Origin of the sequence: Nonomuraea sp. NPDC049419, from assembly GCF_040676995.1 — a bacterium.
Lineage (GTDB): Bacteria > Actinomycetota > Actinomycetes > Streptosporangiales > Streptosporangiaceae > Nonomuraea > Nonomuraea salmonea.
In genome coordinates, this window is record NZ_JBFAQB010000002.1 from 651,694 (window position 1) to 672,783 (window position 21,090).

Here is a 21,090-nt window from a genome sequence, read left to right on the forward strand (position 1 = left end):
CTGCGGCCATTCCTGCCGAGAGTGGGAAGCCGGCGGCGGTGTCGTGTCCTGAGACGGCGCTCTCCGACGGTGGGATTCCGCGGGGGCGTGAGTACCTCGCTACGGTTGTGAAATGTCTGGATAAGTCGTGGCAGGGCTATTTCAGGCGGGCCAAGCTGCGGTTCGGCCCGCCTGACGTTCGCTACGTCGACGATCCCCACGGCACCCAGTGCGGCGTCCCCCTAGACGGTGTCGACGCGCTCTACTGTCACACCACCCGCACGCTCGTCTTCACGCTGACGGGGCGCTGGATCGAGGGGCGTACCGACCTCTATCCCTTCAAGGTCGCCGCCCACGAGTACGCCCACCACCTGCAGACCCTCACCGGCGTGCGCCGCGCCTACGAGGCCCGTCACCGTGCCGAGCCTCGCCGCAGGGCCGAGTTGCGGCGGAGGTTCGAGCTGCAGGCCGACTGCCTGGCCGGGGTGTTCATGGGCAGCGTGTACGGCTCCCTCGCGCGTACCGGCAAGGACTGGGCGGCCCTCAAGGACGCCGTACGGGCGAGCGGCGACGAGGACGGGCACTCCAGCCACGGAAAGGGCGCCACCCGCGTGAGCTGGCTGGAGCGCGGCCGGCGCACCCTCACCCCGTCCGCCTGCGACACCTGGTCGGCCGAGGCGAGCAAGGTGTCCTGAACGCACGCGGGAAAGGCGACAGTCCTCGGGGCTGTCCCCAGGAAAGCCCTTGAGGGCTGTCCCGTAGGAAAGGCGGCAACCGCCCGGCGAGGGCCGTCTCCCAGGAAAGGCAAGAGCCGCCCGGCGGGGGTTGTCCCGCGGGGCGGCTCTTGCGGTGTTCGGGTGGTTCCCCCGATACGGGCGCGTGAGGATCGCGCCCAACCCCCGGCACGACGGCCAAGGGCCCCCGCCCCCCGTCCCGGCTCATGACCGGGACGGGAACACGGGAAGCTGTCACACCAGGCGGAGGCGGGGCCTCTCCGGGCGTTACTTGGCGAGCAGGGAGCGCAGGACGTACTGCATGATGCCGCCGTGCCGGTAGTAGTCGGCCTCGCCCGGCGTGTCGATGCGGACGACCGCGTCGAACTCGACGTCGCCGGCCTTGACGTGCACCGTCTGCGGGATGCCGCCCTTGTTGAGCTCCTCGACGCCGGTGATGTCGAACGTCTCCTCGCCGGTCAGCCCCAGCGAGGCGGCCGAGGCGCCCTCGGGGAACTGCAGCGGCAGCACGCCCATGCCGATGAGGTTGGAGCGGTGGATGCGCTCGTAGGACTCGGCGATGACGGCGCGCACGCCGAGCAGCGCGGTGCCCTTGGCCGCCCAGTCGCGCGAGGAGCCGGAGCCGTATTCCTTGCCGGCCAGGACGACCAGCGGGGTGCCGGCGGCGGCGTAGTTGACGGAGGCGTCGTAGATGAACGACACGGGCCCGTCGGGCTGGGTGAAGTCGCGGGTGTAGCCGCCCTCGGTGCCCGGCGCGATCTGGTTGCGCAGGCGGATGTTGGCGAACGTGCCGCGGATCATCACCTCGTGGTTGCCGCGCCGCGAGCCGTAGGAGTTGAAGTCCTTGACCTCGACGCCGTTGGCCTGGAGATACTGTGCGGCGGGCGTGCCGACCTTGATGGAGCCGGCCGGCGAGATGTGGTCGGTGGTGACGGAGTCGCCGACCTTGACCAGCACCCGGGCGCCGTGGATGTCGGTGACGGGCTCCGGCTTCTCCGGCATGCCGTCGAAGTAGGGGGCCTTGCGGACGTAGGTGGAGTCGGCGTCCCACTCGAACGTGTCACCGGTCGGGATGGGCAGCGAGCGCCAGTGGTCGTCGCCCTTGAAGACGTCGGCGTAGTCGCGCTCGAACATGTCGCGGCCGATGGAGGAGTTGACCACGGCGGTGATCTCCTCCGGCGCCGGCCAGATGTCGCGCAGGTAGACGGGCTCGCCGTCGCTGCCGATGCCGAGCGGCTCGGTGTCGAGGTCGATGTCCATCGTGCCGGCCAGCGCGTACGCCACGACGAGCGGCGGCGAGGCCAGGTAGTTCATCTTGACGTCGGGGTTGATGCGGCCCTCGAAGTTGCGGTTGCCCGACAGCACGGCGGTGACGGCCAGGTCGTTGGCCTGGATGGCCTCGCTGATCTCGGGAAGCAGCGGCCCGGAGTTGCCGATGCAGGTGGTGCAGCCGTAGCCGACGAGGTTGAAGCCGATCTTGTCGAGGTAGGGCTGCAGGCCCGAGCGCTCGAAGTAGCCGGTGACGACCTGGGAGCCGGGCGCGAGCGACGTCTTGACCCAGGGCTTGCGGTTGAGGCCCTTGTCGACGGCGTTGCGGGCGAGCAGGGCCGCGCCGAGCATGACGTACGGGTTGGAGGTGTTGGTGCACGAGGTGATCGCGGCGATGGAGACGATGCCGTGGTCGATCTCGAACGTGGTGCCGTCGGCCAGGGTGACGGGCACCGGGTGATGCGGCCGGGGGCCGCCGTTGGCGGCGCTGTTGGAGGCGGGCGAGTCGGAGGCCGGGAAGCTCTCCTCGACGGCCTCGTCCACGCCGTCGCTGACGTAGTTCTGGACGTCGTGGCGCCAGGTCTCCTTGGCCGCCGACAGCACGATGCGGTCCTGCGGGCGCTTGGGGCCGGCGATGGACGGCACGACGGTGGCCAGGTCGAGCTCGATGTACTCGGAGAAGACCGGCTCGGGCGCCGACGGGTCGAGCCAGAGGCCCTGGGTCTTGGCGTACGCCTCGACGAGCGCGATCTGCTCCTCGGAGCGGCCGGTCAGGCGCAGGTAGTCGACGGTCTGGCCGTCGATCGGGAAGATGGCGCAGGTGGAGCCGAACTCGGGGCTCATGTTGCCGATGGTGGCGCGGTCGGCCAGCGGCACCGAGGAGACGCCCTCGCCGTAGAACTCGACGAACTTGCCGACGACGCCGTGCCTGCGCAGGATCTCGGTGATCGTCAGCACGAGGTCGGTGGCGGTGGCGCCGGCCGGCAGCTTGCCGCTGAGCTTGAAGCCCACGACGCGCGGGATGAGCATGGAGATCGGCTGGCCGAGCATGGCGGCCTCGGCCTCGATGCCGCCGACGCCCCAGCCGAGCACGCCGATGCCGTTCTCCATCGTGGTGTGGGAGTCGGTGCCGACGCAGGTGTCGGGGTAGGCCTTGCCGTCGCGGGTCATGACGACGCGCGCGAGGTGCTCGATGTTGACCTGGTGGACGATGCCGGTGCCGGGCGGCACGACCTTGAACTCGTCGAAGGCGGTCTGGCCCCAGCGCAGGAACTGGTAGCGCTCGCGGTTGCGCTCGTACTCGCGCTCGACGTTGCGCTGGAAGGCGTCGGGGTGACCGAAGTAGTCGACGATCACCGAGTGGTCGATGACCATCTCGGCGGGCGCGAGCGGGTTGATGCGCGCGGGGTCGCCGCCGAGGTCGCGTACGGCCTCGCGCATGGTGGCCAGGTCGACCACGCAGGGCACGCCGGTGAAGTCCTGCATGATGACGCGCGCGGGCGTGAACTGGATCTCCACGCTCGGTGCCGCGCTCGGGTCCCACTCGCCCAGCGCACGGATGTGGTCGGCGGTGATGTTGGCGCCGTCCTCGGTGCGGAGGAGGTTCTCCAGCAGGATCTTCAGGCTGTACGGGAGACGTGCGGCGCCCTCGACGGCATCCAGCCGGAAGATCTCATACGACGCGTCACCGACGCGGAGCGTGTCACGGCTGCCGAAGCTGTTCGCGGACACGATGATTCGCCTCCTCCATAGACAGGTGTTCAAACAGAATCCTGCCGCACTGCGGAACCGGACGGCACCTTAGGTGTGCCTAACTCGCAGGCCGCGGCGGATGTCTCGATATCAAGATATCCACAGAGTATCTCGACATCAAGTTAAACCGGCGCCAGCCGCCAGAACAGCAGGCCGACGATGGCCACCGACAGGATCGGCGCCAGGATCTTCTGCTCGAACTTCCTGCCCGTCTTGATGCCGATCTTCCACGGCAGCACGAACTTCGCCCCCAGCGGCCAGAGCACCGGGCAGCCCCGCTCGGTCATGCAGTCGCCCACCACGTGGATGAAGCAGCCGACGCCGACCGCGAGACCGAGCCAGGCGTAGCCCACGTCGAGGGAGAGGAAGACCGCGTACAGGCCGGCGGTCATGCCGATGTTGATCATCGCGGAGCCGAGCTTGTTGCCCGGGATGCCGACGCCGATGGCCCGTAGCGAGAGCCCGATGAGCAGCACGACCATGACGTCGCGCCCGATCGGATACGTGCTGGCCAGCCAGTGCGCCCCGAACCCGAGCGCCACCGCGAACAGCAGCGAGTGGGTGGCCCCCCGATGCCCGCCGCTGATCCAGGAGACGAACTTGGCGAGCGCCCACGTGATCGGCCCGAACGTCTGCGCGATGGTCGCGCTGGGATGGTCGAGGTCGGGCAGCATGGCCGCGCCCGCGCAGATGATCGCGCCGGCGATGAGTTCGGCCGGGCTGAGCGCGGTGGCCATGATGCCGGTCTCGACGAACCGGGAGGACTCGTTCAGCAGCGGGAGTGCGGCGAGCGGCGGCGCCAGCCCCAGCCAGGCGATGGCCCCCGTCATCGCATGCGTGTGCCCCATCATGATCGGGACTGTACGGCAAAGAGCCCCTTTACGCGCTTGTCCATGCCGTGCGGGAAGAAGCGTGCCCAGATCGCGGCGGGCAAAGCATCGGCAAAGCGCCCCGAACCAGCGCCCCGAACCAGCACTGAGCCGTGTCCGTATCCCTTCCCGGAGGCATCGGCACCTTCTCCAGGAGGCTGAGGACCCACTCGGAAAGGCCCGCAAACGCAGACGAGGTCGTCTCCGCGGCGACAGCACCCCCCAGCCCTGCCGACGCGGAACGACCTCGTCTGCTGTGTTCAACGACGCCTCCCCGGATCCTGTTCCCGGCATTCCGCAACTTTTTCGTGATCTGGCTCACTCCTGTCTGTGACTTGTCGCTCGACATGTTTCCGATATATCGTTGACGCATCGAGAGTGCATCACGATATAGGGGGACAACATGACGCACCACATCACCGCAGGCGGGCCCTGGCCCGGCGCGCACGACTACAAGCGCGCGGCCCGCGAGGCGTTCCAGGCCATGGCCGACGCCTTCGAGCAGTTCGGCGGCCGCAGGGGCGGCCCGCACCACGGGGGCCATCACGGAGGTCATCACGGAGGCCATCACGGGGGCCCTCACGAGCACCGAGGCAGGGGCCGCGGACCTGGCGGACCGTTCCCGTTCGACTTCGGGCGCGGCCCCTGGGGCCCCGGCCCGTGGGGCGGGCGCGGCGGCTGGGGCGGCCGCAGCCGCAAGGCCAAGCGCGGCGACGTGCGCGCCGCGATCCTCGCCCTGCTCGCCGAGGAGCCGCGCAACGGCTACCAGATCATCCAGGAGATCGCCGAGCGCAGCGAGGGCGGCTGGAAGCCCAGCCCCGGCGCCGTCTACCCGGCGCTGCAGCAGCTCACCGACGAGGGCCTGGTGATCTCGGAGGAGAACGAGGGCCGCAAGACCTTCAAGCTCACCCAGGAGGGCCGCGACTACATCGAGGCGCACGCCGACGAGGTCCGCGCGCCATGGGACGACATGCGTCCCGACATCGATGACAACACCGCCGATCTCTGGCATATCGCCCGACAGTCGGCATTCGCCATGATGCAGGTTCTTCAGACCGGAAACGACGCACAAATCCGCGAAGCGCGTAAGACTCTGGTGGAGACCCGGCGCAAGCTCTACCAGATCCTGGCCGACGGCGACCCGGGCGAGGAGTGAGACGATGGCCGTTGCCGCACCGGGCAGCCGGTACGGAGAGAGCGAGGACACCGCCATGGACCACCCCGATCTCCGCATCGGCGACGCCGAACGCGAGCAGACCATGGCCGCCCTGCGTGAGCACTTCGCGCAGGGCCGCCTCACCCACGAGGAGCTCGACGAGCGCCTCGACCGCACGCTGGCCGCCAAGACCGCCCGCGACCTGGCCCAGGTGACGGCCGACCTGCCCGGCCCGCGCCCCGCCTACCAGGAGCCGCCCGCGAGCCCGTACGACCTGGGCGACTGGCGCGCGGCCATGCACGCCCACAGGCAGCAGATGCAGGCCATGCGGCACGCCCAGCGGGAGATGCGCCACCACATGCGCGGCCCGGGCCGGCACGGTCACATGTGGCGCCACCACCGCGGGCCCCACCCGCTGGTGCCGATCCTCACCGTGTTCCTGGTGCTCAGCCTGATCTTCGGCGGCTTCGGCATCTTCAAGGTGCTGTTCGTGATCTGGGCCGGCGCGCTGGTCTTCAGCCTGGTGCACCGGCGCTTCCACCACCGCCGCTGAGCGGGCCCGCCCGGCGCGTTTTGGGCCTTGACCGGCCCTGGGACGCACCTGATGATCTGGGCGGGCCGCACAGCGAAGGGGAAAGCCGCATGACCGAGCAGGGCACTCCCGACCGCCGCACGAACCCGTTCACCGCCGTTCCCGGCGCGGACGGCCTCGTCATGGACGTGCCGGCGTACCAGGCCGGGTTCGACCGCGACCACGAGGGGTGCACGGAGCCCATGTGGAAGCTGGAGCGGGCGCAGACCTTCTACGAGCCCGACGTGGCGAGCTGGCGGGCCATGATGGACGGCGATTGGGAACGTTCCCTGGCCCTGCTCGCCCGCATCGCCGAGCCGCTGGCCGACTACTTCAGCCGCCGCCAGCCGGTCAGGCGGGTGCGGGTGGTCGAGCTGCCCGTGACGCCGTACCTGCAGTGGGAGCTGCATGTGCTGGCGGTGCGCGCCGCGGCGGGCTCGCCCTGCCGGGTGGTGCGGGCCGGCCGCGTGGCGGCCCTCGACCCGCTGCCGGAGCTGGTGATCTTCTCTCCGTCCCTGATGTACGAGGTGCTGTACGACGAGTACGGCGGGGGCAGGGGCGGCCGGCGGATCACCGACCCCGGCGTCGTCGGGCCCTGCCTGCGGGCCGTGCGGGAGCTGTTCGCGGCGGGCGAGGACGTGCGCGACTTCCACGAGCGGGAGATCGTGCCGCTGCCCCCGCCCGCCGTCACCGACGAGATGCGGGCCGCGCTGCCCGCCTACGCCCACCGGACGGAGGAGTTCCGCGTCTAACCGTCCGCCGGGCAGGATGCGAGTCCCGCGCAGGACACGGAGTGGCCGGGCGTGACCTCCAGCAGGCCGCCCGTGCCGCCGCCCTCGTGGTAGGCGCACGTCTCGACCGGCACCGCGTCGTCCCACGCCTCGTGCAGCCGCGGCACGGCCGACAGCAGCTCCCGCGTGTACGGGTGCAGCGGCCCGCCGAACACGTCGTCGGTCGGCCCCATCTCGGCCACCCTGCCCTGGCGCAGCACCACGGTCCGCTCGGCCAGGTAGGTGCCGAGCGACAGGTCGTGCGTGATGTAGAGCACGCCGAGCCCCCTGGTCTTGAGCTCGGCCAGCAGGTTGAGCACGTCGATGCGGGTGGAGGCGTCGAGCATGCTGGTGATCTCGTCGGCGACCAGCAGCTTGATGTCGAGCAGCAGCGCGCGGGCGATGAGCAGCCGCTGCAGCTGCCCGCCGCTCAGCTGGTGGGGGTATTTCCCGAGCACCTGGCCGGGGTTGAGCCGCACGTCGCGCAGCGACGTCTCGACCCGCTCGCGCCACTCGGCGACCGGCACGCCCGGATAGTACGCCTCCTTGATCATCGCGAACACCCGGTCCGCCTTGAACACCGGGTTGAACGAGCTGAACGGGTCCTGGAAGATGCCCTGGACGTGCCGGTAGTACTCCTTGCCCGCCCGCACCGGCAGCCCGTCGAAGGTGATGGAGCCGCTGGTGGCGGAGTTGAGGCCGAGGATCATCCGGCCGATCGTGCTCTTGCCGCTGCCGCTCTCCCCGATCAGGGAGACGACCTCGCCCGGCACGACGTCGAAGCTCACGCCCTTGACGGCCGCGACGCTCTTGCCGCCGAAGGCGCCGATCCTGAATTCCTTGGTGACCTCGCGCAGTGTCAGCATCAGGCCTTCCAGCAGGCTACGTGGTGGTCGGGGGCCGGCTCCGCCACCGGCGGGTCCTCGGCGCACTCCTCGCCCGCGATCGGGCAGCGGTCGCGGAAGCGGCAGCCGGTGGGCGGGTTCAGCAGCGACGGCGGAGCTCCGGCGATGCCCTCCAGCCTGCGGTCGGCGTAGCGCACGCCGACCTCGGGCAGGGACTCGAGCAGCAGCCGCGTGTACGGGTGCCGCGGCGCCTTGACGATCACGTCGGCGGGGGCCTTCTCGGCGAGGCGGCCGGCGTACATGACCATGATCGTGTCGGCGAGGTGGTGGGTGAGCGCGAGGTCGTGCGTGACGAAGATCATGCTCTTGACGTAGCCGCTCTCCCTGAAGCCGAGCAGGGCGCGGGCCACGGCCTTCTGCGTGGAGACGTCGAGCGCGGAGGTGACCTCGTCGGCGATCAGCAGGGACGGGTCGAGCAGCGTCGAGACGACCATCACCATGCGCTGCTTCATGCCGCCCGACAGCTCGATCGGGTAGCGGTCGAGCACGTCGCGGGGCAGCCCGACCTGGTCCATGCGGCGTTCCAGCTCGGGCAGGTCGAGGGTGGCGCCGCGCGAGGCGAGCAGCTCGGTGACCATCTTGCGGATCTTGCGGGTGGGGTTGAGGGCGCTCATGGCGTACTGCGGGATGAGGGAGACCTCGTGGAAGCGGAACGCGTTCATGGCGCGGTCGTCGTCGAGGGGCAGCTCCTGGCCGTCGAGCACGACCGTGCCGCCGACGCGGCGCATGCGGCCGTCCATGCGGATGAGCGACTTGCCCAGCGTGCTCTTGCCGCAGCCCGACTCGCCGACCAGACCGAGTATCTCGCCGTCGCGCAGCTCGAAGGACATGCCGTCGAGGGCCCGCACGTCGCCCCTGAGCGTCCTGTAGTACACCTTCAGCTCGCTGACCTGCAGGCTCATGTCTCCCTCAGTTTCGGGTTGAAGACCTCGTCGAGGCCGACGTTGGCCACGTACAGGGCGCCGACGATGGCGGTGATGGCCGCTCCCGGCGGCACGAACCACCACCACATGCCGAGTTGCAGCGCGCTCCACTGGTGGGCGTTCTGCAGCATCAGGCCGAGTGAGACGCCCTCGGTGGGGCCGAGCCCGATGAAGTCGAGCGAGGAGCCGATCAGCACCGAGCCGCCGAACAGCAGGATGAACGTCATGAACAGGTAGGAGCTCATGTTCGGCGCGATCTCCCTGGCGATGATCCGCCAGGTGCCCGCGCCGCTCATCCTGGCCAGGTCCACGAACTCCCTGGTACGCAGCGAGAACGTCTGCGCCCTGATCGCCCGCGCCGCCCACGGCCACTGCGTCAGCCCGATGAACAGGCCCTGCACGGCCACGCTGCGGATGCCGAGGTAGGCGTTGATGATGAGCAGCACGGCGAGGGTGGGGATGACCAGCACGACGTTGGTCAGCATGTTGAGCACCTCGTCCACGATGCCGCCGCGGTAGCCCGCCACGAACCCGATGGCCATGCCGATGACCGCGGCGATGCCGCCGCCGATCACCCCCACCACGAAGGTGGCCCGCAGCCCGTGCACGAACTGCAGGAACACGTCCTGGCCGAAGGTGGTGGTGCCGAGCCAGTGCGCGCCGCCCGGCGGGCTCATCGGCTGCGGGCCGTAGTCGTTGGGGTTGCCGCTCACCAGCAGCGGCCCGAACAGGCCGAGCAGGAGCAGCACGACCACGATGCCGAAGCCGACCATGAGCTTGGCGTTGCGCACCGCGAAGTGCAGCGCCTCGCGCCGTACGCCGGCCGGCTCGTGCGGCGCGACGTCCTGGATCACGCTCATGCCTGGGCACCCGCCATTCCCGCCCTGGTCCGCGGGTCGACCACGACGTAGACGATGTCGATGATGAAGTTGGCGATCAGCACGCCGAGCACGATGAACAGGAACGTGCCCTGCAGCAGGAAGAAGTCCTTGTTCTGGATCGCCTTGAGAATGAGGCTGCCGAGACCCGGATAGGCGAAGACGATCTCGGTGACCAGCGCGCCCGCCACCAGCACGCCCAGCTGCAGGGCCAGGCCGGTGATCTGGGGCAGCACCGCGTTGCGGAAGGCGTAGCGGCGGATGAGCCTGCTGGGGGCGCCGAGCGCCGACAGGTAGTTGGAGTAGTCCGACTCCAGCTCATAGATGATCATGTTCCGCATGCCGATGGCCCAGCCGCCGAGCGCCACCAGGAACAACGACAGGAACGGCAGCGCCCAGTGGTGCAGCAGGTCGAGCACGAACGTCCAGGACCAGGTGGGCCGCAGCGAGAAGCTGTAGCCGCCGGCCACCGGGAACCAGCCGAGCAGCACGCCGAACGCCCAGGCCAGCAGCACGGCCAGCCACATGTACGGCATCGCGGTCAGCACGTACCCGACGGGGAGCACGGTGTTGTCGAGGAGCTTGCGGCGGGCGGCGTACGCGCCGAACTGGTTGCCCACCACCCAGCTGAGCAGCACGGAGGGGACGATCAGCGCCAGCGTGTACGGCACCGCCTGGGTGATCACGTCGGCGACCGGGGTCGGGAAGAGCCAGATGCTGACCCCGAAGTCCCCCCGCAGCAACGCGCCCCAGAAGTTGAGGTACTGCTGCCAGAGCGGCTGGTCGAGCCCGAACAGGCCGGTGTAGTACGCGCGCATGGCCTCGACGGCCTCGGGCTTGGTGACGTTGGCCCGCGCGACCATGCTGGCGACCGGGTCGCCCGGCATGAAGCGCGGGATCATCCAGTTGACCGTGACGGCGACGAAGAAGGTCAGTCCGTAGATGAGCAGTTTCCTGCTGAAGTAACGACGCACAGGTTTGTGTCTCCAGAGCGGCCCCTCCGCCTCCCTGGGAGGTGCGGAGGCGGAGGAGCGGGGGCGTTCGTCCGGTCAGGTGGTCACGAGCCCGCGGGCTGGAGCTGGGTGAGCGTCTCGAAGCCGCCGAGCTCGAGCCAGTTGCGCCACATCACGGCGCCGGTCTTGGGCGCGCTGCCCTGCGACGACGGCCAGTTCTTCCACACGCTGGTGCTGGACTGCGCCCACAGGCCGTTGTACCAGAGCGGGATGACCGGCATGTCGGTGAGATGGATCTCCTGGAGCTGGGAGGTGATCTTCTGCATGCCGGCGACGTCGTCGGTCTTGACCTGGTCGAGCTGCTGGACGAGGTCCCAGGCCTTCTTGTTCTCGTAGCGGGCGAAGTTGACGGTGTTCTGCTGCTTCTGCACCGGCAGCTGGAACAGGTACTCGTAGTAGGTGTAGGGGCTGTTGGACAGCTGCCGCTCGTTGTTGATCAGCAGGTCGAAGTCGCCCTTGGCGCGCTGCTCGACCAGCGCGTTGAAGTCGGGGAACTCCGGCGTGATCTGGATGCCCGCGTTCTTGGCGCTGGCGGCGATCGACCTGGCCGCCTCCATCCAGTCGGTCCATCCGGACGGCACGATGATGGTCAGGCTGATCTTGGAGCCGTCCTTGTTCTCGACGTACCCGTCGCCGTCGCCGTCCTTGTAGCCGGCGTCGGCGAGCATCTGCTTGGCCTTGCCCGCGTCGAAGGTGAAGCCCGACTTCGCCACCACGTCCTGGTCGACGAACGCGTCCCACTGCGGCAGCAGGCCGGTGGGGCTGGCGGCCTTGACGAGGTTGCCGTAGACGCCCTCGACGATCTTCTTGACGTCGACGGAGGTGGCCAGCGCCTTGCGGAAGGCGGGGTCGTCCATCGGCTTCTTGGTCGTGTTGGGCACCAGCCACGCGGTGTTGGCCGACAGCATGTACGGCGGCTCGTTGTAGTACGTGGTCAGCCCGAAGTTGCCCTTGACCAGGTTCGCCACGCCGGGCAGGAAGTTGTTGCTGAGGTCGAGTCCCTGCTGCAGCAGCATGCCCATCGCGACCTCGTTGCTGGGGGTGGCGATGTCCACGATGTAGCGCGGCTTGGGCTCCATGCTGAGCACCGACTTGCCCCACCAGTCGTCGCGCCGCTGCAGCACCACGCGGTCCTGGTCCCTGCTCATGAACGTGTACGCGCCCGTGCCGACCGGGTTCTCGTTGACCCCGTCGAGCACCTCCTCCTCAGAGCGGTCCTTCCACAGGTGCTCGGGGACCATGGACCGGCTGTACAGCATGTAGTCCCACTGCTGGTAGTTGGCCTTGGAGAAGGTGAACTTGACGGTCTGGTCGTCCACCGCCTCGGCCGACTTCAGCCAGTCCCACAGCTGGTGATAGGGGATGGTCTTCATCTTGCCGAGCTCGAAGGAGAAGACGACGTCCTTGGCGGTGAACGGCTGCCCGTCGGACCACTTGATCCCTTGCCTGAGCTTGAGCTCGTAGGTGGTGTCGTCGGTCCAGGAGCCGCTCTCGGCCAGCCAAGGGGTGAGCTTGGCGGCGTTGGTGTCGTAGTGGAAGAGGGTCTCGTAGACCAGGCCCTTGGTGCCGACCGCGGAGTCCCACTCCCTGATCGGGTTGTAGTTGCCCGGAGGCCCCCACTGCGTGCCCGTGGTGTACAGGGTCTCGTTGCGCGGGAGCTGGTCGGGGTTGGCGCTGGCCGCCGCGCCCTGGCTCTGCGGCGCGGAGGCCGAGGGGGCGGGCGTGCCTCCGCCTCCGGTGCAGGCCGCGGCGAGCAGACCCGCGGCTAGAAGCGGGATCATCATCCGAGCCCGGTTACGCATCGTCTCTCTCCTTACTCCGCGCGGCGGCGCGGAGGTACGCACGTCCTGTCAGAGACCCCGAGTCGCCCGTCAGGAAACGCTGTCTGGGAGCGCTCCCAAACGGGTGCGAATATCACCCCCGTCAAGGAGCCCGGGGAGCGATGCACTCTTCAGTAGAAGCGGCCCGCGAAGGGGCTGCTGAACCGGATAAGTACCGCGAACGTAAATTCCGCGCGTCCGTGCCGTCAATAGTCGTGACGGTTTCGAGATGTGCGCGTGGGAACGCTTTCACCGTCGGCGATGCCGTCTCGCCAGGCTCGATGCGGCCCCTCAGGTTGACCGGTTCAACCGTGCCGACCGCCGGCGCCGCTCCGCCGCCCTCTTTCCGGCGCTTTCCCCCCATACGGACGCAGAGGAGTCATCGGTGAGAGTTGTCCCCACGGTTGCCGCGCGCCGAGAAGCGCGTCACGCTGCGCACCGGCCGGGGCGCCTGCCGGGGTGCGGCCGTCTGCTGGAACCGCAGGCGGTACGTGTGGAACGACGACCAGGACGCCGCGTACCTGCGCGACCCGAAGGGCCGGCAGCCCGACTCCTGCTCGTACAAGGCGGGCAGCGACTCCGCCTCCGTCACCTGTTGAAGCTTCAGAGCCAGCCCATGCGCTGGGCCGTACGGATGGCCTCCAGCCGGTTCTGGGCGTTGAGCTTCGTCATCGCGCTGGACAGGTAGTTGCGCACGGTGCCCTCGGTCAAGTGCAGCTCGGCGGCGATGCGCGCGATCGTGGCGCCGTCGCCCGCCAGCCGCAGCGCGTCGCGCTCCCGCTCGGTCAGCGGGCTGTCGCCCGCGGCCATCGCGGCGGCGGCCAGCTCGGCGTCGAGGTAGCGGCCGCCCGACTGCACCTTGCGGATGGCCATCGCGAGCTCCTCGGCCGAGGCGTCCTTGCCGAGGAAGCCGCTCACCCCGGCGGCCATCGCCCTGCGCAGGTAGCCGGGGCGGCCCAGGCTGGTCAGAATGACGATCTTGCACTGGGAGCTGATCCGCTCGGCGGCGCTCAGTCCGTCCATACCGGGCATCTCGATGTCGAGCACCGCCACGTCAGGACGGTGCTCGGCGACCGCCGCCACCACCTCGTCACCCCTGCCGACCTGCGCCACCACCTCGATGCCCTCCTCCAGGTCGAGCAGGGCCGCGATGGCGCCGCGGATCAGGTGCTCGTCGTCGGCGAGCAGCACGCGCGTGGTCATGCCGGCACCGCCGCCCGCAGCAGGTAGCGGCCGTCCTGGCCCGGCTCCGCCTCCAGGGTGCCGCCCGCCGCGCCCAGCCGCTGCGCGAGCCCGGCCAGGCCGTTGGGCGCGTGCTCGCCCACCGGCCCCGTCACGCCGTCGTTGGACATCTCCAGCACCCCATCCTCGATCGTGATCGTGCAACGTTCGGCCTTGCTGTGCTTGAGCACGTTCGTCGCGCCCTCCCGCACGACGGTGGCCAGCAACGTCCTCGCCTCGGGCGTCAGCGCCTCGGTCTCCGCTCGCACGGTGCAGCGCACACCGGCCGCCTCCAGCACCGCGCGCACGCTGGCCAGCACCTCGTCCAGGTCGACGGCCCGGTAGTTCTGCACGACCGTACGCACCTCGCGCAGCGACCGCCTGGCCAGGTCGCGCACCGCGAACATCTCGGCCGCCGCGGCCTCCTCGTCCTCGCGCAGCGTCCGCTCGGCGTGCTCGGTCATGGTGGCCACGTCGGTGAGGCTCTGGCCGAGCAGGTCGTTGAGGTCGCGGGCGAAACGCAGCCGCTCCTCGGAGACCGCCAGCCTGGCCATCGCCTCCTGCCCTCCGTACGCATCCGCGGTCAGCCGCCAGAGCCACAGGTTCGCCCACACCGCGCCGACCGATATCACCGTGAACACCAGCTGGACCAGCATCAGCAGCGGCACGATCATGTCGCCGACCATCCACACCCACGCGCCGGTCACCAGCAGCGACGCCCCGGCCAGGACGAACACCATGCGCTTGCGGATGAACGGCGTCATCAGCGCCACCCACGTGGGCAGCCCCCAGACCTGCGCGAAGCCGAGCAGCAGCCCCAGCGCGATCAGCCCGGTGATCACCAGAATGGCGGTGGGCCGTGGCCCGCCCGTGACGGCGGCCCTGAACGGCCGCGTGCTGAGCACGACGAAGACCGTCAGCGCCACGGCGCCGAGCACGAGCGGCGGCCACCACACCCCTGCCTGCGCCATCAAGTAGAAGGCGTAGTAGCCGAAAAAGGGGAAGAGCAGGATGATGTCGGTGCAGTAGACGATCAGCCAGCGGACCTTGGTCAGCCGGCTCGCGTTCCGCACGCGCTCGACGACGTTCACGCCGGCACCGCCGCCCGCAGCAGGAACTCGCCGCCGGGCGTGGGCTGCGCGGAGAACGACCCGCCCGCCGCGACCAGCCGCTCCGACAGGCCGCGCAGGCCGCTGCCGGCCTCGGCGGGCGCCTGCGCCACACCGTCGTTGACCATCTCCAGCACGCCCGCGTCAATCCTGATCGCGCAGCGCGTGGCGGTGCTGTGCTTGAGGATGTTCGTGCCGCCCTCGCGGACGGCCCAGGCCAGCAGCGTCCGAGCGGCCGGCGACAGGTCGTCGGTCCTCGCCTCGATCAGACAGCGGGTGCCGGCCGCCTCCAGCGCGGCGCGCACCCCGGCCAGCTCCTCGTCCAGGTCGAGCGCCTGGTAGCCGTGCACCGCCTGCTGCACCTCGAACAGCGACTCGCCGGCCAGCGTGCGTACCTCGGCCATCTCGTTCGCGGCCCTGGCGGCGTCCTTGGTGGCGAGCTTGGCGGCCAGCTCGCTCTTCAGCGTGATGACGGACAGGCTGTGGCCGAGCAGGTCGTGCAGGTCGCGGGCGAAACGCAGGCGCTCCTCGGCCACCGCGAGCCTGGCCCTGGCCTCCCTGCCCCGGTTGGCGTCCCTGATCACCCACCACAGCCAGCGCCACACCAGCATGGCCGCGATCTCCGCAGCCGCCGAGCTCGCCATGGCGAGCAGGACGGCGGGCCAGTACCTGTCGGTGACCTGCACGACGTACGCGGCGGCCACGACGACCACGGTCACCGCCAGCCAGAGCGTCGTCCACAGGCGGAAGTAGAGCGCGGCCAGCGCCAGCCAGAGCGTCACCGCGTCGAGCCACACGTTGCCGATCGCGCCCTCATGGGGCATCAGCAGGAACAGCACGACGGCCAGGAACGCCGACGCCAGCAGCTTGCCCGTGGGTTTGCGCTGATACTCGTACGCCTCGCGCAGCACGATGGGGAGGAGCACGATGTACGGCACCATCAGCACCACGGCCGCCACCGCTTGGGCGAGCGGGATCGAGCCCTCGATCCCCGCGGCCATGGTGTAGATCGCGAAGATCAGGCCCACCAGGCCGATGGTGGCGTCCATCCAGTGCAGCAGGATCTTCTTGGCGGTCTCGGGACGCGCACCCATGACGCCCCTCCCCTGCTGACCGAAATCCTCCCGGGAACCTCCCAGGTCAGCGAAATCTTATCTATTGGCCGGGGTATGCCAAAGAATGCGTGACACGTCCGGCTCTGGGGCGGCGCCGCGCAGCGACAGCCAGGCCAGGCGGTGGCGGGTGGCGTAGGCGGTCAGCCTGCGGGCGTCGCCGGCGCTGAGGTCTCCCGTGCTCGCCTGGACCGGGGTGAGCGCGAGGTGCGGCCACACCTCGTCCTCGATCCTCAGGTCGTGGGCCTCGGCGAGCTGCTCGGCCGCCTTGCGCACGCCCGCCGCCATCAGGCCGAGCCGGGCGCCCTCCGAGGTTCCCGCTGAGGTTCCCGCTGGGGTGCCCGCTGGGGTGCCCGCTGGGGTGCCCGCTGGGGTGCGGGGCTCGACGGGGGCCAGCAGGTTGACGGTGCTCACCTCCGCGCCCGCCCTGCGGGTGGTCCGCAGCATGGCCACGTCGTCGGCCGACAGGCCGCCGGGGCCGAGCGGCAGCGTGAAGCTGACCCGCAGCGGGCGCTCGCGCTGCACGGCTTCGATGGCGCGGGCCCTGCGCAGCACGGCGGCGCGGTCGGCGCTGTCGCGGATCTCGAAGTCGGCTGACGCGGCGTCGAGCGTCCCCACGACGCGGCGGTACGCGGCGGTCAGCGCGCCCGGCCTCGTGCAGGCGGCGGCCAGCTCCCGCCCGCGCGGCCCGCCGAAGACCGCCACCGCGCTCCCCCCGAGCACCCGCAACCTCCCGACCCGCTCCACCACCCAGCCGCCGCTCCCCCGCGACCCGCCATCCCGACCGGCCACCCCGCCGTCACCCGTGCCGAACTGATCGCCCGCTCGGGCGGCGCCACCACCCGTCGGCGGCGCGCCGGTCCGGCCGGCCTTGCCGGCCCAGGCAGGGGTGCAGCCGTCGCCGGTTGCCACCAGGTGGCCGAGTGCGTAGTGGCGCAGGCCGGTGCGGCGGGCGTGGGCCGCGAGGTCGAGCGGCGGCTCGCGGGTGGCGTCGGTGAACGCCACGAACCCGCTGGGCGGCTCCTGGGGCGGCTGCTCGACCTGCGTGGCGACCGGCCGCGCGGCCGGCGGGCGCTCGGGCCGCGGGGCGGCGCCCGCGGGGAGCATGCGGATCGCCGCGGCGGTGCCGGCGGCCAGGGCGAGCGCCCCGAGAACGGCGAGCGGGCGCGGGAGCGTGCCCGGCTCCCTCCTGTGCCGAGACATGGGCAACCCCGTGTGGTCGATCGGCTACGAATCGTCGCTGCGGCTGAACGCTAGCAAGCACCCACGGCGTGGCGCGGCCCTTTTCCGGTTCACGTCCGTTGTGTGCGGATAATGTGGTCATGCAGCTGCGGATCTTCACCGAGCCCCAGCAGGGCGCCACCTATGACGACCTGCTCTCCGTTGCCCAGGCCTCCGAGCGGCTGGGCTTCGATGCGTTCTTCCGGTCCGACCATTACCAGCGCATCGGCGCCGGCGACCCAGGTCCCGGCTCCACCGACGCCTGGATCACCCTTGCCGGCCTTGCCAGAGAGACGTCCACGATCCGGCTGGGCACGCTGGTGTCGCCGGCCACGTTCCGGTTGCCTGGGCCGCTGGCCATCAGCGTGGCGCAGGTCGACCAGATGAGCGGCGGCCGGGTCGAGCTCGGCTTCGGCACCGGCTGGTACGACACCGAGCACTCGGCGTACGGCATTCCCTTCCCGCCCGTCAAGGAGCGCTTCGCCCGCTTCGAGGAGCAGCTGGAGATCGTCACCGGTCTCTGGACGGCGGAGAAGACCTATTCCTTTGAGGGCAGCTACTACCGGCTGGCCGACTCGCCGGCGCTGCCCAAGCCGGCCCAGCGGCCGCGCCCGCCGGTGATCATCGGCGGCACCGGGCCCAAGCGCACGCCGCGGCTGGTGGCCGCGTACGCCGACGAGTACAACGTGCCGTTCCACCGCCCGGCCGACACCGGGGCGGCGTTCGACCGCGTGCGTCAGGCGTGCGAGGCGGCCGGGCGCGGCGTGATCCTGTCGGCGGCGCAGACCACCGTCGTCGGCGCCGACCGGGCCGAGGTCGAGCGGCGCTGCGCGGCCATCGGCGAGGACCCCGGCGCGCTGCGCGAGAGCGGCCTCGCGGGCACGCCGGCCGAGGTGCTGGAGAAGATCGGCACGTTCGCCGAGTTGGGGGCCGAGCGGCTCTACCTGCAGATCCTCGACCTGCAGGACCTGGAGCACCTGGAGCTCATCGCCGCCGAGGTGCTGCCGCACCTGCCGTAGCCGGTCACCGGCCGTTCGTCTTCCGAGCTGGGTGGCGTGGCCGGGCTGTTGTGCGGGCGCCGGGCGCGGGCTGGATGTGAGCGATCTGCTTGTCCCGCGCCCGGCGCCGCTCCCAGAACGCTGCCCTTTTCCGCGCCCTCTACGCACGCGCGCCCGTCTGGGCCGGGTGTTCCGAATACGTGAGTGATCAGCGGGTAGCTCCCCACCATTCTGGGGGAAGGACCTGCATGGCTACTCAATACACCCATCATGAGCATCTGGGTCACGTGGTCTTCATCACCGCGGCCGCGGCCATCGGTGGGTTCCTCTTCGGGTACGACAGCTCCGTCATCAACGGCGCCGTGGTCGGCATCCAGCGTCATTTCCAGGTGGGCGCGGTCGAGATCGGTTTCGTGGTGGCCATCGCGCTGCTGGGCTCGGCGTTGGGCGCGTGGGCGGGCGGCGGGCTCGCCGACCGGTGGGGGCGTACGCGGTCGATGCAGGTGGCGGCGCTGCTGTTCGCGGTCAGCTCGGTCGGGCAGATGCTGCCGTTCGCGGTCTGGGATCTGGCGTTCTGGCGGGTGGTGGCGGGGTTCGCGATCGGCATGGCGTCGGTGCTCGGGCCCGCGTACATCGCCGAGGTGGCCCCGCCCGCCTACCGGGGGCGGCTGGGCTCGTTCCAGCAGCTGGCCATCGTGCTCGGCATCGCGGTCTCGCAGCTCGTCAACTACGTGTTCGCGCGCGTGGCGGGCGGCGACGTGAACAACCACATCTGGCTGCTGCAGGCGTGGCAGTGGATGCTGGGCGCCTGCCTGGTGCCGGCCCTGTTGTTCCTGCTGTTCGCCTCGAACATCCCCGAGTCGCCGCGCTATCTCGTCATGTCGGGACGGACGAGCCGGGCCCGTCAGGTGCTGGCCGAGATCGAGAGCGACGACACCGACCTCGACGAGCGCATCGCGGAGATCCAGCACGTGCTGCGCACCGAGCGGGTGCCGGGGCTAAGGGACCTGCGCGGCAAGGCGATGGGCCTGCTGCCGATCGTCTGGATCGGCATCGCGCTCTCCGCCTTCCAGCAGCTGGTCGGCATCAACGTGATCTTCTACTACTCGTCGGTGCTGTGGCAGTCGGTCGGCGTCAACCAGAGCGACTCCCTGCTGATCAGCTTCTCCAGCTCGATCATCAACATCATCGGCACCTTCATCGCGATCTCGCTCGTGGACCGCATCGGGCGCAAGCCCCTGCTGCTGATCGGCTCGGCCGGCATGGCGATCTCGCTGGCCACCGCGGCCTGGGCGTTCAGCTTCGCGCGGGGCCATGGCGAGTCGGTCTCCCTGCCCGATCCGCAGGGCACGATCGCGCTCATCGCGGCGAACGTGTTCGTGCTGTTCTTCGCCTTGTCGTGGGGTGTCGTGGTGTGGGTGCTGCTCGGCGAGATGTTCCCCAACCGCATCAGGGCAGCCGCCCTGGGCGTCGCCGCCGCGGCCCAGTGGATCGCCAACTGGGCGATCACCGTGTCGTTCCCCGCGCTGGCCGAGTGGAACCTGCCGCTGACCTACGCCGCGTACGCGCTGTTCGCCGTGCTGTCGTTCCTGTTCGTCGGCAAGTGGGTCAAGGAGACCAAGGGCCGCAAGCTCGAAGAGATGGGCTGACGGCCCTGTGCGTCGTGGCGGGGACGGGCAGAGGCGCGGCCTCCCCTTCCCCGCCACGAGCGCCCTCCTGGCGGGAGCCCGATGCGGCAGGCGGGATCAGCGGGCGGCGAAGTCCTGGGTCCAGTAGATCTGGCCCTTGGAGTTCTTGGCCGCGCCGACTCCGATGAGCGTGTACTTGCAGTTCATGATGTTGGTGCGGTGCCCGGCGCTGTTCATCCAGGACCTCATCACCTCGGCGGGCGTGCGCTGGCCCATGGCGATGTTCTCGGCCCAGGCGTTGCCGCCGGTGAAGCCGGCCGCCTTGATGCGGTCCATGAACGAGCGGCCGTCCTTCGAGTCGTGGTCGAAGTAGTTCTTCGCGGCCATGTCGGCGGAGTGGCCGTACGCGGCGGTGCGCAGCTGCGCGTTGTGCTGGAGCGGCCGGCAGCCGCCCTTGGCCCGCTCGGCGTTGACCAGCCTGACGACCTCGTTCTCCTCGGTGCTGCCGACTCCGCCGTTGGCGGGCGGCGGCGTGACGGGCGCGGCGGTCGGGTCGCCGGGCTTGGGAGTCGGCGTGCCGTTCGCCGGCGGCGAGGGGACGGGCGTCGGCGTACCGCTACCGGGGGTGCAGGTGAGCTTGACCGGCCTGGACTTCGCGGTGTGCCCGCGGTAGTCGGTGGCGACGGCGTAGTACGTGCCCGGCTTGCAGGCCAGGGCGAGCGTGAGGCGGCCCTTCCTGGTGGCCCCGCTCTTGACGACCGGGTCGGCGCCGGGGACGGCCCGCTTGATGCGGATGCGCATGAGCGCGCCCGTGAAGCAGCCCCGGCGGACGGCCGAGGACTGGATCTTCAGTGCGTCACTGACGCGCGGCTTGGCCACGCTCACGCGGCACCGAGCCGCCTCAGTGGCCGCCTCAGTGGCCGCCACCGTAGCCGCCTCCGTAGCCGCCTCCGTAGCCGCGGAAGCCTGTGCCGCGCTGAGTGGCGTGGCGATCGCTGCCAGGCTGACGGCGGCGGCGAGTACCCCAAGGGGTCTACGCATAGGGGGTTTCCTCCAGTTGCGGTAGACGCTGGATGGCAACGCATTCTGTCGGGACCGATACCGATTTGTCATCCGATCGGAGACATTTGGGACCCTCAGCTGTAAACCAAAGTGATCCCTG

19 protein-coding genes are annotated in these 21,090 nt (G+C 70.1%); 7 read left to right on the forward strand and 12 right to left on the reverse strand.

Translation table 11 applies throughout. The features are described from left to right. Window positions 1-38: 38 nt before the first annotated feature. Window positions 39-674 carry a neutral zinc metallopeptidase gene (locus AB0K12_RS08295; RefSeq protein ID WP_364557755.1) on the forward strand — a complete coding sequence of 212 codons (636 nt, stop codon included), beginning with the start codon at window positions 39-41 and terminating at the stop codon, window positions 672-674. 306 nt (window positions 675-980) lie between these two features. On the opposite strand, the gene acnA is transcribed toward AB0K12_RS08295, so the two are convergent. Both acnA and AB0K12_RS08305 read right to left on the reverse strand, forming a co-directional pair. Next, on the reverse strand, window positions 981-3,713 hold the full coding sequence (acnA, locus tag AB0K12_RS08300) for an aconitate hydratase AcnA (RefSeq protein WP_364556794.1): 2,733 nt from the start codon (window positions 3,711-3,713) through the stop codon (window positions 981-983). A 143-nt stretch (window positions 3,714-3,856) separates the two neighbouring features. Further along, window positions 3,857-4,585: a metal-dependent hydrolase gene (locus AB0K12_RS08305; protein WP_364556797.1), complete on the reverse strand. Its 729-nt coding sequence runs from the start codon at window positions 4,583-4,585 to the stop codon at window positions 3,857-3,859. A 421-nt stretch (window positions 4,586-5,006) separates the two neighbouring features. On the opposite strand from AB0K12_RS08305, the gene AB0K12_RS08310 reads away from it, so the two are divergent. The 3 genes from AB0K12_RS08310 (at window position 5,007) to AB0K12_RS08320 (ending at window position 7,082) form a co-directional block, all read left to right on the forward strand. Beyond that, the gene (locus AB0K12_RS08310) at window positions 5,007-5,759 is read left to right on the forward strand and encodes a PadR family transcriptional regulator (protein ID WP_364556800.1); all 753 of its coding nucleotides are present in this window, start codon (window positions 5,007-5,009) and stop codon (window positions 5,757-5,759) included. Between the two features lie 4 nt (window positions 5,760-5,763). Further along, window positions 5,764-6,312: a DUF1707 domain-containing protein gene (locus AB0K12_RS08315; protein ID WP_364556803.1), complete on the forward strand. Its 549-nt coding sequence runs from the start codon at window positions 5,764-5,766 to the stop codon at window positions 6,310-6,312. Window positions 6,313-6,401: 89 nt separating this feature from the next. Then, window positions 6,402-7,082 (forward strand): DUF6879 family protein, encoded by a 681-nt coding sequence (locus AB0K12_RS08320; RefSeq protein ID WP_364556806.1) that lies wholly within the window; start codon window positions 6,402-6,404, stop codon window positions 7,080-7,082. Here the strand turns inward: AB0K12_RS08320 and AB0K12_RS08325 are convergent. The 5 genes from AB0K12_RS08325 to AB0K12_RS08345 form a co-directional block, all read right to left on the reverse strand. Beyond that, complete coding sequence (locus AB0K12_RS08325) at window positions 7,079-7,966, reverse strand: ATP-binding cassette domain-containing protein (RefSeq protein ID WP_364556809.1); 888 nt, start codon at window positions 7,964-7,966, stop codon at window positions 7,079-7,081. The genes AB0K12_RS08320 and AB0K12_RS08325 overlap by 4 nt on opposite strands. Continuing rightward, window positions 7,966-8,907, reverse strand: a complete 942-nt coding sequence (locus AB0K12_RS08330) for an ABC transporter ATP-binding protein (RefSeq protein WP_364556811.1) — start codon at window positions 8,905-8,907, stop codon at window positions 7,966-7,968. Before AB0K12_RS08330 ends, AB0K12_RS08325 begins: the two co-directional genes overlap by 1 nt. Beyond that, a complete protein-coding gene (locus AB0K12_RS08335; RefSeq protein WP_364363751.1) occupies window positions 8,904-9,788 on the reverse strand; it encodes an ABC transporter permease in 885 nt (294 codons plus the stop codon). The genes AB0K12_RS08330 and AB0K12_RS08335 overlap by 4 nt, the downstream gene beginning before the upstream one ends. Then, window positions 9,785-10,780, reverse strand: a complete 996-nt coding sequence (locus AB0K12_RS08340) for an ABC transporter permease (protein ID WP_355422059.1) — start codon at window positions 10,778-10,780, stop codon at window positions 9,785-9,787. The genes AB0K12_RS08335 and AB0K12_RS08340 overlap by 4 nt, the downstream gene beginning before the upstream one ends. Window positions 10,781-10,863: 83 nt before the next feature. Further along, complete coding sequence (locus AB0K12_RS08345) at window positions 10,864-12,621, reverse strand: ABC transporter substrate-binding protein (protein ID WP_364556815.1); 1,758 nt, start codon at window positions 12,619-12,621, stop codon at window positions 10,864-10,866. 410 nt (window positions 12,622-13,031) lie between these two features. On the opposite strand from AB0K12_RS08345, the gene AB0K12_RS08350 reads away from it, so the two are divergent. Next, window positions 13,032-13,238, forward strand: a complete 207-nt coding sequence (locus AB0K12_RS08350) for a hypothetical protein (protein WP_364556818.1) — start codon at window positions 13,032-13,034, stop codon at window positions 13,236-13,238. A gap of 4 nt (window positions 13,239-13,242) precedes the next feature. Here AB0K12_RS08350 and AB0K12_RS08355 read toward each other — a convergent pair whose 3' ends face one another. Genes AB0K12_RS08355 through AB0K12_RS08370 form a run of 4 tightly spaced genes read right to left on the reverse strand, consistent with a single transcriptional unit; the run spans window position 13,243 to window position 17,284 of the window. Continuing rightward, complete coding sequence (locus AB0K12_RS08355; protein ID WP_364556821.1) at window positions 13,243-13,842, reverse strand: response regulator transcription factor; 600 nt, start codon at window positions 13,840-13,842, stop codon at window positions 13,243-13,245. Next, the gene (locus AB0K12_RS08360; RefSeq protein WP_364556823.1) at window positions 13,839-14,951 is read right to left on the reverse strand and encodes a histidine kinase; all 1,113 of its coding nucleotides are present in this window, start codon (window positions 14,949-14,951) and stop codon (window positions 13,839-13,841) included. The genes AB0K12_RS08355 and AB0K12_RS08360 overlap by 4 nt, the downstream gene beginning before the upstream one ends. Next, window positions 14,948-16,063 (reverse strand): histidine kinase, encoded by a 1,116-nt coding sequence (locus AB0K12_RS08365; RefSeq protein WP_364556826.1) that lies wholly within the window; start codon window positions 16,061-16,063, stop codon window positions 14,948-14,950. The genes AB0K12_RS08360 and AB0K12_RS08365 overlap by 4 nt, the downstream gene beginning before the upstream one ends. A gap of 57 nt (window positions 16,064-16,120) precedes the next feature. Beyond that, window positions 16,121-17,284 (reverse strand): hypothetical protein, encoded by a 1,164-nt coding sequence (locus AB0K12_RS08370; RefSeq protein ID WP_364556829.1) that lies wholly within the window; start codon window positions 17,282-17,284, stop codon window positions 16,121-16,123. A 119-nt stretch (window positions 17,285-17,403) separates the two neighbouring features. Here AB0K12_RS08370 and AB0K12_RS08375 point away from each other — a divergent pair, with 119 nt between their 5' ends. Both AB0K12_RS08375 and AB0K12_RS08380 read left to right on the forward strand, forming a co-directional pair. Next, complete coding sequence (locus tag AB0K12_RS08375; protein ID WP_364556831.1) at window positions 17,404-18,321, forward strand: LLM class F420-dependent oxidoreductase; 918 nt, start codon at window positions 17,404-17,406, stop codon at window positions 18,319-18,321. 227 nt (window positions 18,322-18,548) lie between these two features. Continuing rightward, complete coding sequence (locus AB0K12_RS08380) at window positions 18,549-19,949, forward strand: sugar porter family MFS transporter (protein WP_364556834.1); 1,401 nt, start codon at window positions 18,549-18,551, stop codon at window positions 19,947-19,949. 96 nt (window positions 19,950-20,045) lie between these two features. On the opposite strand, the gene AB0K12_RS08385 is transcribed toward AB0K12_RS08380, so the two are convergent. Further along, on the reverse strand, window positions 20,046-20,813 hold the full coding sequence (locus AB0K12_RS08385; RefSeq protein WP_364556837.1) for a CAP domain-containing protein: 768 nt from the start codon (window positions 20,811-20,813) through the stop codon (window positions 20,046-20,048). Window positions 20,814-21,090: the final 277 nt, after the last annotated feature.